The sequence below is a fragment of the Streptomyces deccanensis genome (assembly GCF_022385335.1).
Lineage (GTDB): Bacteria > Actinomycetota > Actinomycetes > Streptomycetales > Streptomycetaceae > Streptomyces > Streptomyces deccanensis.
Window position 1 is genome coordinate 1,908,149 of record NZ_CP092431.1, and the last position, 14,446, is coordinate 1,922,594.

The following is a 14,446-nucleotide window of genomic DNA, read 5'->3' on the forward strand; positions in this document are numbered from 1 at the left end:
GCGGCCGGCTCAGCGGGGGAAGGGCGTGAAGTCGACGTCGAAGTTGACGGGGAAGCTGCGCGGCTTGGTGCCGGTGGCCCGCGCGTAGGCGTTCGCGACGGCGCCGACGGCCGCCGGGACGCCGAGTTCACCCGCGCCGCCGGGTTCGTCGGCACCCTCGATGACGAAGATCCTGACGTCTTTCGGGGAGTCCTTCTGGCGGGCGTAGTGGAACTGGGAGTAGCTGCCTTCCAGCGGCAGCCCCTCGTCGATGTGGAGCCCGGCCCGCAGGGTGGTGGAGATGGCGTCCGTGAGCCCGCCGAGCAGCTGGGCCTCCAGACCGCGCGGGTTGATCACGCGGCCCACGTCGGCGGCGATGACGGCCTTGGTCACGCGGGGCTTCTTCGGATCGGTCGCGTCGATCTCGACCAGGCAGGCCGTGCAGGCCTTGTACTCGTCGTGGAAGGCGACGCCCTGGGCCCAGCCGTCCGGGAGGCCGCGCCCCCAGTCCCCTTCCTTCGCGACCTTGTCGAGCACGGCCCGCTGGCGCGCGGTCTTGAGGAACTCCCGCCGGAAGGCGACGGGGTCCTTGCCCAGCTTCGCCGCCAGCTCGTCGACGATGATCTCCTCGGCCCCGCGGGTGTTGGCCGAGTACACCGAGCGCCACGACCCGGTGTGCATCCTGATCGGCACCTCGGTGAGCGTCTGTGCGGTGACGCCGAAGTTGTACGGGGATTTCACCGTGGTCAGGAACAGGGTCTGGGCGAAGGTCGCGTTCCCGATGCCGGACGGCAGGCTCGCCGCGGCGGCGGTGATCGCGTCGCCGAGCCCGTGCCGGAAGTCGGTCTCCACCGCCGCCACCTGGTGGGTGAAGGTGAGCACCTGCCCGGCCGCGTAGGTGGCCCGTATCCGGTGGTGGGTGGCGGGCCGCATCCGCCCGTGCCGCATGTCGTCGATACGGGACCACATCAGCCGTACGGGCCGCCCGCTCTTCTTCGACACGACGGCGGCCTCCAGTGCCGCGTCGTAGAAGAGTCGCCGCCCGAAGGAGCCGCCGGACTGCACGACGTGCACCTCGACCTTGGAGACGGGGAGCCCGACGGCCTTGGCGATGGCGGCCTGGGCGACGATCGGCGACTTCAGTCCGGACCAGATCTCGGCCCGGTCCTCACGTACGTCGGCGACGGCCGAGTTGGTCTCCAGCGGAGCGTGACTGGCGAACGCGAAGTCGAACTCCCCCTCCACCTTCTTCACCAGCAGCCCGAGGACGTCCAGGGAGGGCGTGGCCGCCTTCAGCTTGGCCCGGATGCCGTCGTCCGAGAGGGCGTCGACGCTGCCCGGGCCCCAGGTGACGTCCAGCGCCTCCCTGCCGTCGAGGGCCTGCCCGAACGTTTCCGCGACGACGGCGACGCCCGTGTCGATGGTCACCACGTCGAGCACACCGGGCATGGCCCGTACGGCGGCCTCGTTGTTCACCGCCTTCACCGTGCCGTTGATCGTCGGCGGCCTGCGCACCATGCACGGCTTGGCCCCCGGCACGTCGAGGTCGAGCGTGTAGGCCTGCTTGCCCGTGACCAGGGCACGGGCGTCGATGCGTGAGGTGGGGGTGCCGACGAGGGTGTGGTCCGACTCCTTCTTCGGCGTGACGGTGAGGGGGCCGAGGTCGAGGGAGGCGGCGGCCGCCGAGAGCGAGCCGTAGGAGGCGGTACGTCCGTCCGGCGCGACGACGACACCCTGACGCACCGTCAACTCACCTGTCGGGAGCCCCCATTGTTTCGCGGCGGCGCGAACCAGGCGGGCCCGCGCGGCGGCTGCCGTGTGCCTGACCGGATCGTAGAGCGAGCGGATGGAGTTGGAGCTGCCGGTGAGCTGGTTGAACAGCAACTCCGGCCGCGCGTCGTCCAGTTGGATCCTGACGCGGTCGAGCGGAGTGTCCAGCTCCTCCGCCACCAGCATCGCCACGGCGGTGGTGAGCCCCTGCCCGACCTCCTCGCGCGGCAGCCGGAAGTGGGCGACGCCCTCCTCGTCGACGCTCAGCACCAGCAGGTGCGCCGTGGGCGTCCCGGCCAGGATCAGCAGATCGCCGAGGTCCACCAGGTCCGCCGGTGCGGGCAGTGTGGGGATCGCCGCCTCCGCGCTGCCGGGCTCGTAGACGTCCAGGCCGATCTTGGTCGCGACCGCGAGCGTGGGCGCGGCCACCAGATACGTGAGAAACCTGCGCCGGGAGTGACGTGACATGGGGGCTCCGTTCAACGCCCCGCCTGCGTCGCCGGGCCGCCCGGTGATGATCGCCGCTGGTTACCCCTCGGTACAAGGGGTTCACAGGATCGGCACACGAGGGATGCTCGATGCTCCCTCAGCCGCGCTCGGCCAGCGCCCGCTCCCCCGCCGTCCGCATGGCCACCACTGGGGCCGTCTTGCACCCGGTCATCTGCTCGACCTGGAGCACCGCCTGGTGCACGAGCAGATCGAGCCCGCTGACGACCGCCCCGCCGTAGGCCGACCAGCGCGCGGCGAGTTCCGTCGGCCACGGGTGGTACAGCACGTCGAACAGCGTCGTCGGCCGCTCCGGCACGGCACCGGACAGCGCGTCCGTCGCCCCGGCCGGTGTCGTGGCGATGACGAGGGGAGCGCGCAGCCCGCGCTCGGCCTCCGCCCAGTCCGCCGTGCGCACCTCGACGTCCAGCCGCTCGCCCCACTGCCGCATCTCGGCGGCCCGCGCCTCGCTCCGCACGTACGCCACGACCTCACCGGTGCAGATCCGGGCGAGCGCGGCGAGCGCGGAGGAGGCCGTGGCGCCCGCGCCGAGGATGGCCGCCGACTCCACCTGCTCGATGCCGCGCTCCCGCAGGGCCGCGACCATGCCGGGGATGTCGGTGTTGTCGCCGACGCGACGTCCGTCCTCGGTGAACACCAGCGTGTTGACCGCCTCGACGGAGGTCGCCGTCTCACTGATCTCGTCCAGCAGCGGCATGACCGCGCGCTTGAGCGGCATGGTCAGCGAGAGCCCCGCCCACTCCGGCCCGAGCTGCTCGACGAACCCGGCCAGCGTCTCCTCGTCGACCTCGAAACGGTCGTACGTCCAGTCGTTGAGCCCGAGTTCGGCGTACGCGGCCCGGTGCAGCACCGGGGAGAGCGAGTGGGCGATGGGCGAACCGAGTACGGCGGCGCGGTTCTTGCTGGCGGTGCGGCTCATTGTGCGTTCTGCGCTTCCTGGTACTTCCGGCGGTTCTCGTTGTGCTCTTCGTTGGTGACCGCGAACAGCGTCTCGTCCTCGTTGATCGACACGAAGTAGTACCAGTCGCCCTTGGCCGGCTTGAGCGCCGCTTGGATGGCCACCTCACCAGGATTGCCGATCGGCCCGGGAGGCAGACCCTTGATCTTGTAGGTGTTGTACGGATCGTCGATCTGTCGCAGCGAGTTCACCGAACCCGTGGCCAGCTTGGATTCACCACGCAGGTAATTCACCGTGGAGTCGAAGTCGAGGAGCCCATAGGTCTCGGTGTTGTTCTTGTCGAGCCGGTTGTAGACGACCCGGGCGACCTTCAGGAAGTCCTTCTTGTACTTCCCCTCAGCCTGCACGAGGCTCGCCACGGTGAGCACCTGGAGGGGACTCTCCAGATTCAGACTCTTGGCCTTGCCCTCCAGATCGAATTCCTTGTACTTCGCGTTGGAGAGGTCGACCATTTCCTTCAGGACGGCCTCGGGCTTCATCCCCTTGGCGACCGGGTACGTGGAGGGGTAGAGGAATCCTTCCAGCGGATCCTTGATCTCTTCGTTATCGTTCGCCCACTCCGGCAGGCCGAGCGTGTCCCACTTCTTCTCGGCGACGTCTGCGGTGGTGCCCTTCTTGAGCCCGAGTTCCTTGTCGATCAGAACGTAGATTTCACTGTTCCGCTTCCCTTCGGCCACCGTGAAGTTGTTCTGGCTCTTCGGATCCAACATCAGGGCGATAGCACTTTTAGCGGACATCTCCTTTTTGAGGAGATAGACGCCAGCCTGAATGTTCTTATCCGGGTTCTTCGCCAGTGCGGCGGTGAAGGCATCCACGCTCTTCACAACCCCGGCCGCCTTCAGCTTCTGCCCAATGTCCGACCCGAACTCACCCTTGGCAACCGTGATCGTGACCGTCTCGTTCGTGCCGTTGCCCGAGTAATCGGGAGCGTCGCCGAAGCGGCTCTGGAAGAACTGGTAGCCGAAATAGCTGACACCGGCGAAGCCGCCGCCGAAGACCATGACGACCACCAGGCAGGCGCACCCGCTGCGGCGCTTCTTGCCGCCCTTGCCCGGTTTCTTGCCCTTGCCGCCGCGGCCCTTCCGGTCGCCGCGGCCGACGCGCCCCTCCGACTCGTCGTCATCCTCGTCATCGGCGCCACCGGCGAAGAACGCGTGCTCGCCCTGATCGGGCCCGGGGTCCCAGTCGGTCCGCTCGGCGGCCGGCGGCTCCTCGGCCTCGGGCTCCGGAGCGGGTGCGGGCGTGGTGTCCGCGCGACGGCGGGTGGGCGGCTCCGGCGGCGGATACGCGTCGGGCGTGCCGTAGAAGTCCTGCTGGCCGCCGCCCCCGTAGGCCATCGCCTGCTGCTGGCCCCCGTAGGGGTCGTTCGGGTCGCCGGCGTAAGTGCCCTGCTGATGCTGGTGTGTTCCGTTGTTCCAGCCGCCGTTGGCCTGGTCGTACGGCTGCTGACCAGGTCCGGGGTACTGCTGCTGGTGGTGAGGCTGCTGCTGGCCGGCGTACTGCTGGCCCGGGTCGCCGTACTCCTGCTGGTACTGCTGCTGGGCGTAGGCGTCCTGATGGCCGTTGTTCCAGCCGCCGTTGCCGTTGTCGTACTGCTGCTGGTACTGCTGCTGCTCCGGGTAGTGCTGCTGCGGCTGGCCGCCGTAGGACTGCAGGCCCCCCTGGGCCTGCTGTCCGTCCCATCCGCCGTCCCCGTACAACGGGTCGTCCGGATGCCACGGTTCGGAGCCTGGGCCCCGGCCATACTCAGTCATCGATCCCCTAGAGCCGCGAGGCGGCGGTCACGCGGGGCCTGTGGCTCGGCTGTCGTCCCCGCCTCTTTTTGTGCGGTGGCTGTTCGAAGGCCACCGCATCGCGCGGAACGTTACCGTATCGCGATCAGATGACCACTTCGACGCCCTCGCCCGGAGCTTTGCCTGACATCCGTTCGGATTCCAACGCCTGTTGCAGGATGATCACGGCCGCTGCCTGGTCGATGACCGACCTGCCCTTTTTGGATTTCACACCTGAGGCACGCAGTCCTTGACCGGCCGTCACCGTGGTCATTCTCTCGTCGATGAGTCTGACCGGAACGGGCGCGATCATGCGAGCCAACTCCTGGGCGAAGCCCCGTACCTTGATTGCCGCCGGACCCTCTCCGCCTTTCAGAGAGCGTGGCAGCCCGACGATCACTTCGATAGGTACGTATTCGTCGACCAGTTGTCTCAATCGCCGCTGAGCTGCCGGGACATCACGTCCGGGAACCGTCTCGACCGGGGTGGCGAGGATCCCGTCGGGGTCGCAGGAGGCGACCCCGATACGGGCGTCCCCGACGTCGATCGCGAGGCGACGGCCGCGGCGCAGGGCCGGACCGTCGCCTTCGCTCGTGTGATCCGTGGTGCTCACTTGGCCGTCTCGGCGACCAGGCGCTCGACCGCGTCCACGGCCTCGCCGACGGCGGCCGGGTTCTGGCCGCCGCCCTGGGCGACGTCCGGCTTGCCGCCACCGCCGCCGCCGAGGGTCTTGGCGGCCGTGCGGACCAGGTCGCCGGCCTTGAGGCCGCGCTCGCGGGCGGCCTCGTTGGTGGCGATGACCGTGAGCGGCTTGCCGTTCACGACGGTGAAGAGGGCGACCACGACGGCCCGGCCGCCCTGGATGCGTCCGCGCACGTCGAGGACCAGCTTGCGCAGGTCGTCGGCGGTGGTGCCGTCCGGGACCTGTCCGGTCACGAGAGCGACGCCGGCCACGTCCTTGGCTGATTCGGCGAGTCCGGCGGCGGCCTGCAGCACCTTCTCGGCGCGGAACTTCTCGATCTCCTTCTCGGCGTCCTTCAGCTTGCCGAGCATGGCGGAGACCTTCTCCGGAAGCTCCTCAGGACGGCCCTTGATCAGCTCCTGGAGCTGGGCGACGACCGTGTGCTCCCGGGCGAGGAAGTTGTAGGCGTCGACGCCGACGAGGGCTTCGATACGGCGCACACCGGAGCCGATCGAGGACTCGCCGAGGAGCTTCACCAGACCGAGCTGCGAGGTGTTGTGGACGTGCGTGCCGCCGCACAGCTCCTTGGAGAAGTCGCCGATGGTGACAACGCGGACGCGCTCACCGTACTTCTCGCCGAACTCGGCGATGGCGCCCTGCTTCTTGGCCTCGTCGATGCCCATGACCTCGGCGCGGACGTCCAGGTCGCGGGCGAGCACCTCGTTGATCTTCTGCTCGACGTCGGTCATCACGGCCGTCGGAACGGCGGACGGGGAGCCGAAGTCGAAGCGGAAGCGGCCGGGCTGGTTCTCGGAACCGGCCTGGGCGGCCGTCGGGCCGAGGGCGTCGCGCAGGGCCTGGTGGGTGAGGTGGGTGGCCGAGTGGGCGCGGGCGATGGCCGTACGGCGACGGCCGTCGATCGAGGCCTGGGCCTTGGCGCCGACGGTCACCTCGCCGACCTGGACGACGCCCTTGTGGACGTACACGCCCGGGACCGGCTTCTGGCAGTCGCGGATCTCGATGACGGCACCGGAGTCGACCTTGATCCGGCCGGTGTCGCCGATCTGACCGCCGCCCTCGGCGTAGAACGGGGTGCGGTCGAGGACGATCTCGACCTCGTCGCCCTCGGTGGCGGCGGGCGAGGAGAGACCGTCGACGAGGATGCCGACGACCGTGGACTCGCCCTCGGTGTCCGAGTAGCCGATGAACTCGGTCTCGCCGGCGGTGTCGGCGATCTCGCGGTAGGCGCCGAGGTCGGCGTGGCCGGTCTTCTTGGAGCGGGCGTCGGCCTTGGCGCGGTCCCGCTGCTCCTTCATCAGGCGGCGGAAGCCGTCCTCGTCCACGGAGAGGCCCTGTTCGGCGGCCATCTCCAGGGTGAGGTCGATCGGGAAGCCCCAGGTGTCGTGGAGCAGGAAGGCCTTGTCGCCGGCGAGGACCTTGCCGCCGGTGGCCTTGGTCTCCGTGACGGCCGTGTCGAGGATGTTGGTGCCGGCCTTCAGCGTCTTGAGGAAGGCGTTCTCCTCGGCGAGGGCGACCTTCTCGATGCGCTCGCGGTCGGTGATCAGCTCGGGGTACTGCTGGCCCATCATGCCGATGACGACGTCGATGAGGTCCTTGACGACCGGGCCGGTGGCGCCGAGGAGGCGCATGTTGCGGATGGCGCGGCGCATGATGCGGCGCAGGACGTAGCCACGGCCCTCGTTGCCGGGGGTGACGCCGTCGCCGATGAGCATCACGGCGGTGCGGATGTGGTCGGTGACCACGCGCAGGGAGACGTCGGACTCGTGGGCGTCGCCGTAGCGGACGCCGGTCAGCTCGGTGGCCTTGTCGATCACGGCCATGGAGGTGTCGATCTCGTACATGTTCTGCACGCCCTGCAGAATCATGGCGAGGCGTTCCAGGCCGAGGCCGGTGTCGATGTTCTTGCTGGGCAGCTCGCCGAGGATCTCGAAGTCCTCCTTGGAGGTGCCCTCGCCGCGCTCGTACTGCATGAAGACCAGGTTCCAGATCTCCACGTACCGCTCGTCGTTGACGGCCGGGCCGCCCTCGACGCCGAACTCCGGGCCGCGGTCGTAATTGATCTCGGAACACGGGCCGCACGGGCCGGGGACGCCCATGGACCAGTAGTTGTCCTTCATGCCGAGGCGCTGGATGCGCTCCTTGGGCACGCCGACCTGCTCGTGCCAGATGCGCTCGGCCTCGTCGTCGTCCTTGTAGACGGTGATCCAGAGCTTCTCCGGCTCCAGGCCGTAACCACCCTTGTCCTGGGGGCTGGTGAGCAGCTCCCAGGCGTGCTTGATGGCGCCTTCCTTGAAGTAGTCGCCGAAGGAGAAGTTGCCGCACATCTGGAAGAACGTGCCGTGCCGGGTGGTCTTGCCGACCTCTTCGATGTCCGGCGTGCGGACGCACTTCTGCACGCTGGTGGCGCGGGCGAAGGAGGGCTTGACCTCACCCAGGAAGTACGGCTTGAAGGGGACCATGCCCGCGTTGACCAGGAGCAGAGTCGGGTCGTCCGCGATGAGCGACGCCGAAGGGACAACGGTGTGACCGCGCTCCTCGAAGAAGCTCAACCAGCGGCGACGAATCTCGGCCGACTCCATCAGTGGTCCTCATTCCGGTTGTACGAGTACGTCTGGTACGTCGAGCCCTCGACGTACTTCGGGTTGTTGCGGTTCTCGATGGCGGCGTACCGCCGGGGGGCGGGGAGTTCCGGGTTCTCGTTGATGCCGAGGGCGTCGCCCAACTCGGCCTCCCGCACGGCCATGTTGTCGCGGACGTCGAGCGCGAAGCCGACCGCGCGGTCCTTGATGCGGTGACCGGCCTCGATCGCCTTGTTCCCCGCGGTTCTGGCGAGGCTCTCGGGGGTCAGCTGCTTCAGCTTGCGGTTGACCTTGGTGGTGGCCCACACACCGGCGGCGACGCCCGTGGTGAACCAGAAGGTACGGCGGAACATCGCTGACTCTCAGTCCTTCTTGCCTCGGGTGTTGCGCCGAGAGACCGTGCGGCCCACGATCACGGTGCGCTTGGACTCCTTGGCGGGCGCGTCCTGCTTGCGGCCGCCGAGGGCCCGGCGCACGCCGTAGCCGAAGGCGGAGACCTTGACCAGGGGGCCGCCGAAGGTGGAGGCGACGGTGGTCGACAGCGCGGAGGCGTTCGACGTGACCTCCTGGACGTCGGAGGCGATCGCGTCGACCCGGTCGATCTGGGTCTGCGCGGAACGCACCGCCGTGGAGGCGTCGGCCAGGAGCGGGACGGCCTGGTCGGTCACGTCCGCGACGAGCTTGGTGGTCGCCTTGAGCGTCTGGGCCAGCCTCGCCAGCGCGACGGCGAGGAAGGAGACCAGGATCGCCCAGAAGACGGCCACCAGGATCCCGGCCACCTCTCCACCGGACACTGTCTGCACCCGCTCCCTGGAACATGCCTGAACGTCGGAAACTCGTGTCCCGAGCCTATCGCGCCGCAGCGATCGCTCAGTACCGCATTAATGCCTACCGCACCAAGGCGTCAGCCCGCCGTCCCGCCCGCCTCGGAAGGCGGGGGAACGACGGGCTGACGCTCGGTGCGTAGGTCCTACGTCCGTCGAAAGGGGATCAACGGGCGTAGTACTCGACGACGAGCTGCTCGTCGCAGATGACCGGGATCTCCTTGCGGTTCGGGTCGCGGTCCAGGCGGAAGGCCAGGGCCTTCAGGTTCACCTGGAGGTAGCGCGGGGTCTCGCCGTCGGCGGCGAAGCCACCCTCGCGGGCGACCTCGAACAGCGGCTTCTGACGGCTGCGCTCGCGAACCATGACGACGTCGTCCGGCTTGACGCGGAAGGACGGCTTGTCGACCTTGTGGCCGTTGACCTCGATGTGGCCGTGGACGACCATCTGGCGGGCCTGGTAGATCGTGCGGGCGATGCCCGAACGCAGGACCAGCGCGTCGAGACGGCGCTCGAGCTCGATGATCAGGGCCTCACCGGTCTTGCCCTGGACCTTGGAGGCACGCTCGTAGGCGCGGACGAGCTGACGCTCGGACACGTCGTACTGCGCGCGCAGACGCTGCTTCTCGAGCAGACGGACCTTGTAGTCCGAGTTCTGCTTGCGGCCGCGGCCGTGCTCACCCGGCGGGTAGGGGCGGGCCTCGAAGTACTTGACGGCCTTCGGGGTCAGCGCGATGCCGAGGGCACGCGACTTCTTGACCTTGGGGCGGGACTGGTTCGCCACGATCTCTCATTTCTGGGTGTTCGGCTTGTCAGGGTTGAGGGAGGTCGCATCCGCAGCCGGGGAAACCCGCCGGATCCGTGAGGGCCCGATGGGCAGCCGCTCCCTGGTCTGGGCACATACGTGCAGCACGCGAGTGGCCCACCGACCGGTCCCGTCGTACGACGGATGGTGGTGGGCTGCCCGCGACACCATTCGAACGGTGCGCGACGCTCCTGGAACCCCCTGAGGGGTTCCGGCTGACCGTCCCGTTCTGACAGCACGGGACACAGCACTTCGACCGAGTCTACAGGCTGCTCAGGACCGCTTACGACCGAGGTGCTCACGGGTCCACTCCACCGCGTCCGCGTACCGCGCCTCGGCGCCGTGCCTGGTCGGGGTGTAGTACTCCCGACCCTGGATCTCGTCCGGCGCGTACTGCTGGGCGGCGATGCCCTCGGGCAGGTCGTGCGGGTACACATAGCCCTGGGCGTGGCCGAGCTTGGCCGCGCCCTTGTAGTGCCCGTCCCTGAGGTGCGGGGGCACGGGGCCGGCCAGACCCTTGCGTACGTCCTCCATGGCGGCGCCGATGGCCGTCGTCGCCGCGTTCGACTTGGGGGCCAGGGCCAGGGCGATGGTGGCGTGGCTGAGGGTGAGCGCGGCCTCCGGGAAGCCGATCATGGCGACGGCCTGGGCGGCGGCCACGGCTATCGGCAGGGCGTTCGGGTCGGCGAGGCCGATGTCCTCGCTCGCCGAGATCATCAGGCGGCGGGCGATGAAGCGGGGGTCCTCGCCGGCCTCGATCATCCGGGCCAGGTAGTGCAGGGCCGCGTCCACGTCCGAGCCGCGGATGGACTTGATGAGGGCGCTGGCCACGTCGTAGTGCTGGTCGCCGTCGCGGTCGTACTTCACGGCGGCGCGGTCGACGGTCTCCTCCAGCGTCTGGAGCGCGATCTCCCGCTCCCCCTTGTCGAGGGCGGCGCCGGCCGCGGCCTCCAGGGCGGTCAGGGCGCGGCGGGCGTCGCCACCGGCGATCCGCAGGAGGTGCGCCTCGGTGTCCTCGGGGAGGGTGAGCGCGCCCTTGAGCCCGCGCTCGTCGCCCAGCGCGCGTTTCAGCAGGCCGCTGAGGTCGTCGTCGGTGAGCGGTTCGAGGGTGAGGAGGAGGGAGCGGGACAGGAGCGGGGAGATCACCGAGAAGTACGGGTTCTCCGTGGTCGCCGCGATCAGGGTGACCCAGCGGTTCTCGACGGCCGGGAGGAGGGAATCCTGCTGGGCCTTGCTGAAGCGGTGGATCTCGTCGAGGAAGAGGACGGTCTCCTTGCCGAAGCCGCCGGTGGCGCGGCGGGCGCCCTCGATGACCGCGCGGACCTCCTTGACCCCGGCGGTGATCGCGGAGAGTTCCACGAACCGCTTGTTGGTGGCCTTGGAGACGACGTACGCCAGGGTGGTCTTGCCGGTGCCGGGCGGGCCCCAGAGGATCACCGAGGAGGGGCCGGCCGGGCCGCCGCCGGACTCGCCGACCAGTCTGCGCAGGGGTGAGCCGGGCTTCAGCAGGTGCTGCTGGCCCACGACCTCGTCCAGGGTGCGCGGACGCATCCGTACGGCCAGGGGGCTGGCGGCCGGGTCCTTCTCCTGGCGTTCTTCGGCGGCGGCGGTGAACAGATCGGGCTCCACACCGAAAACCCTATGTCACCCCACTGACAGTCCCGGCCGGAGCGGCCCTGTCGCTCGGCGGGGAACCCGTCAGCTGGTCCAGAAGTCCCACCAGCGGGTCAGGATCAGCATGCCGATGATGCCGATGTGCATCACGGGCAGGACCCAGGTGAACTCGCCGAAGAAGTTCTTCAGCCAGCTCGGCGCGGGCAGGAACCCGTTGCGGATGTTGGAGGAGGTGACGTACCAGAACATCAGGATGGTGGCGACCCAGGCCAGGCAGCACCACAGGCAGAGCGAGTTGATGTTGTACAGCGACTGGTACTGCAGCCAGGTCACGAAGCCGACGCCGAAGAGCGTGCCCGCGTTGAAGGTGAGCCAGTACCAGCGGGGGAAGGTGGCCCGGCCCAGCAGGCTCATGCCGACGCAGATGACCATGCCGTAGGCGACGAGGCCGAGCATCGGGTTGGGGAACCCGAAGACGGAGGCCTGGTCGCTCTTCATGATGTTGCCGCAGGAGACGACCGGGTTGAGGCTGCACCCGGGGGTGAAGTTCGGGTCCTCGAGCAGCTTGAACTTGTCGAGCGTGATGACCCAGGAGGCGAGCAGTCCGGCCGCGCCGGTGATCAGCAGCAGGATCGCGAGGGCCCGGCTTCCGCCCACCGTGCGCGGGGTCTCGGTGTGTTCCCGGTCGGTGGTCGAGACGTCCCTGACTGTCGTCTTGCTCATCACGTCGATTCCGTCGATTCCATAGCGTCGAAGGGGCCGCTGGGGCACGGTCATTGTGCCGTACACCCTCGCGCGCGGACCGTTCACTGGACGTAAAAGTCGCCCCCGCCACCCGTAAAGGGCGACGAGGGCGACAACGGTTCGAACTCAGCCCAGCCGGGCCTCCAGCTCGGCCACGATCTCGTTCACGCCGACGGCGGTCTGCTCCCCGGACTCCATGTCCTTGAGCTGGACGACGCCCTCGGCGAGGTCGCGCTCGCCGGCCACGATCGTGTACCGCGCGCCGCTGCGGTTGGCGTTCTTCATCGCGCCCTTAAGGCCCTTGCCGCCGTAGGCGAAGTCGGCCGCGATGCCGACCTTGCGCAGTTCGGTGACCTTGGCGAACAGCAGGCGGCGGGCCTCGTCACCGAGCGGGACGGCGAACACGCTGGTGGCGGCGGGGAGTTCGAGCTCGACTCCCTCGGCCTCCAGGGCGAGGACCGTGCGGTCGACGCCGAGTGCCCAGCCGACCGAGGGCAGCGCGGGGCCGCCGATCATCTCGGAGAGGCCGTCGTAGCGACCGCCGCCGCCCACAGCGGACTGCGAGCCCAGACCGTCGTGGACGAACTCGAAGGTCGTACGCGTGTAGTAGTCGAGGCCACGCACCAGCTTGAGGTCGTCCTCGAAGGAGACGCCCGCCGCCGTGATCAGCGCGCGCACCTCCTCGTGGTACGCCTTGCAGGCGTCGCAGAGGTAGTCGCGCAGCAGCGGGGCGTCACCGAGCTGCTTCTGCACGGACTCGCGCTTGTCGTCCAGCACCCGCAGCGGGTTGATCTCCGCGCGGCGGAGCGTGTCCTCGTCGAGGTCGAGACCGCGCAGGAACTCCTGGAGCGCCGCGCGGTAGACGGGACGGCACTCCTTGTCGCCGAGGCTGTTGAGCAGGATGCGGAAGTTCCTGAGGCCCAGCGAGCGGTACGCCTGGTCGGCCAGGATGATCAACTCGGCGTCCAGGGCCGGGTCCTCGGCGCCGATCGCCTCGGCGCCCACCTGGGAGAAGTGGCGGTAGCGGCCCTTCTGCGGGCGCTCGTAGCGATAGTACGAGCCGGAGTACCAGAGCTTGACCGGGAGGTTGCCGACCTTGTGGAGGTTGGCCTCCAGTGCGGCGCGCAGGACGGACGCGGTGCCCTCGGGGCGCAGGGCGAGCCGGTCGCCGCCCTTCGTCTCGAAGGCGTACATCTCCTTGGTCACGATGTCGGTGGACTCACCGACACCGCGTGCGAACAGGTCGACGCTCTCGAAGCCGGGCGTCTCGATGTAGCCGTAGCCGGAGTCGCGCAGCGGAGCGGCGATGGCCTCGCGGACGGCCAGATATTTGGCGCTGTCCGGGGGCAGCAGGTCGTACGTGCCCTTGGGGGCCTGAAAGGTGCTCACGGAAGGTCTCGTCACATTCCTCGTCGGGGAGGGGTCGTACCCGCTCCCTGGCCGCCGGCGGCCACCTGCCGCAGATACGGGTTGGTGGCGCGCTCCTGGCCGATGGTCGTCTGGGGGCCGTGGCCGGACAGCACCACGGTCGAGTCGTCGAGCGGCAGGCACACGCGGGCCAGCGAGTCGAGCATCTCGGCCATGTCACCGCCGGGCAGGTCGGTGCGTCCGATGGAGCCGGCGAAGAGCAGATCCCCGGAGAAGAACACGGAGGGGATCTCCGTGTTCTCGGGCATCCGGAAGGTCACCGACCCCTTGGTATGGCCGGGCGCGTGCGCGACGGACAGCTCCAGACCGGCCAGCTCCAGCTTCGCGCCGTCGGTCAGCTCCTTGACGTCCCCGGGCTCCCCCACGGTCAGCTCGCCCATGAGCGGCATGCCGATGGACCGGCCGAGCGCCTTCTCGGGGTCGCTCATCATGTACCGGTCCTCGGGGTGGATCCACGCCGGTACGTCGTGCGCGCCGCACACCGGGACGACCGAGGCCACGTGGTCGATGTGGCCGTGGGTGAGGACGACGGCGACGGGCTTGAGCCGATGCTTCTTCAGCGTCTCCTCGACTCCCTGGGTGGCCTGGTGGCCCGGGTCGATGATCACGCACTCCTCACCGGCGGCGGGGGCGACCAGATAACAGTTGGTCCCCCAGGCCCCGGCGGGGAACCCGGCAATGAGCACGATCGTCCTTCTTGTGGCGTACGAGGGTGGGTTGCTGTGGATCAGAGCCTACCGGCGCTGCCGTTTCCTCAGCGAACCCA

12 protein-coding genes are annotated in these 14,446 nt (G+C 69.0%); all 12 read right to left on the bottom strand.

Annotated features, from left to right (window positions below; genetic code table 11):
- Positions 1 to 9: 9 nt before the first annotated feature.
- The gene (locus tag L3078_RS08505; protein WP_239752430.1) at positions 10 to 2,217 is read right to left on the bottom strand and encodes a xanthine dehydrogenase family protein molybdopterin-binding subunit; all 2,208 of its coding nucleotides are present in this window, start codon (positions 2,215 to 2,217) and stop codon (positions 10 to 12) included.
- A 118-nt stretch (positions 2,218 to 2,335) separates the two neighbouring features.
- Entirely contained in the window at positions 2,336 to 3,175 is an 840-nt protein-coding gene (locus L3078_RS08510; RefSeq protein WP_239752432.1) for a shikimate dehydrogenase, read from the bottom strand.
- On the bottom strand, positions 3,172 to 4,968 hold the full coding sequence (gene mltG, locus L3078_RS08515) for an endolytic transglycosylase MltG (protein WP_239752435.1): 1,797 nt from the start codon (positions 4,966 to 4,968) through the stop codon (positions 3,172 to 3,174). Before mltG ends, L3078_RS08510 begins: the two co-directional genes overlap by 4 nt.
- A gap of 124 nt (positions 4,969 to 5,092) precedes the next feature.
- Positions 5,093 to 5,599, bottom strand: a complete 507-nt coding sequence (gene ruvX, locus L3078_RS08520; protein WP_239752437.1) for a Holliday junction resolvase RuvX — start codon at positions 5,597 to 5,599, stop codon at positions 5,093 to 5,095.
- Positions 5,596 to 8,268: an alanine--tRNA ligase gene (gene alaS, locus L3078_RS08525; protein WP_239752439.1), complete on the bottom strand. Its 2,673-nt coding sequence runs from the start codon at positions 8,266 to 8,268 to the stop codon at positions 5,596 to 5,598. Before alaS ends, ruvX begins: the two co-directional genes overlap by 4 nt.
- Positions 8,268 to 8,621, bottom strand: coding sequence for a hypothetical protein (locus tag L3078_RS08530; RefSeq protein WP_239752443.1), 354 nt, complete (start codon positions 8,619 to 8,621; stop codon positions 8,268 to 8,270). Before L3078_RS08530 ends, alaS begins: the two co-directional genes overlap by 1 nt.
- A 9-nt stretch (positions 8,622 to 8,630) precedes the next feature.
- Positions 8,631 to 9,062, bottom strand: coding sequence for a DUF948 domain-containing protein (locus L3078_RS08535; RefSeq protein ID WP_239760249.1), 432 nt, complete (start codon positions 9,060 to 9,062; stop codon positions 8,631 to 8,633).
- A gap of 196 nt (positions 9,063 to 9,258) precedes the next feature.
- Positions 9,259 to 9,873 carry a 30S ribosomal protein S4 gene (gene rpsD, locus L3078_RS08540; RefSeq protein WP_033532580.1) on the bottom strand — a complete coding sequence of 205 codons (615 nt, stop codon included), beginning with the start codon at positions 9,871 to 9,873 and terminating at the stop codon, positions 9,259 to 9,261.
- A gap of 294 nt (positions 9,874 to 10,167) precedes the next feature.
- Positions 10,168 to 11,523, bottom strand: coding sequence for a replication-associated recombination protein A (locus tag L3078_RS08545; RefSeq protein WP_239752445.1), 1,356 nt, complete (start codon positions 11,521 to 11,523; stop codon positions 10,168 to 10,170).
- 69 nt (positions 11,524 to 11,592) lie between these two features.
- The gene (locus tag L3078_RS08550; RefSeq protein ID WP_239752447.1) at positions 11,593 to 12,231 is read right to left on the bottom strand and encodes a vitamin K epoxide reductase family protein; all 639 of its coding nucleotides are present in this window, start codon (positions 12,229 to 12,231) and stop codon (positions 11,593 to 11,595) included.
- 147 nt (positions 12,232 to 12,378) lie between these two features.
- Positions 12,379 to 13,641, bottom strand: coding sequence for a histidine--tRNA ligase (gene hisS / locus L3078_RS08555; RefSeq protein WP_239752449.1), 1,263 nt, complete (start codon positions 13,639 to 13,641; stop codon positions 12,379 to 12,381).
- An 11-nt stretch (positions 13,642 to 13,652) separates the two neighbouring features.
- Positions 13,653 to 14,366 carry an MBL fold metallo-hydrolase gene (locus L3078_RS08560; RefSeq protein ID WP_239752450.1) on the bottom strand — a complete coding sequence of 238 codons (714 nt, stop codon included), beginning with the start codon at positions 14,364 to 14,366 and terminating at the stop codon, positions 13,653 to 13,655.
- Positions 14,367 to 14,446: the final 80 nt, after the last annotated feature.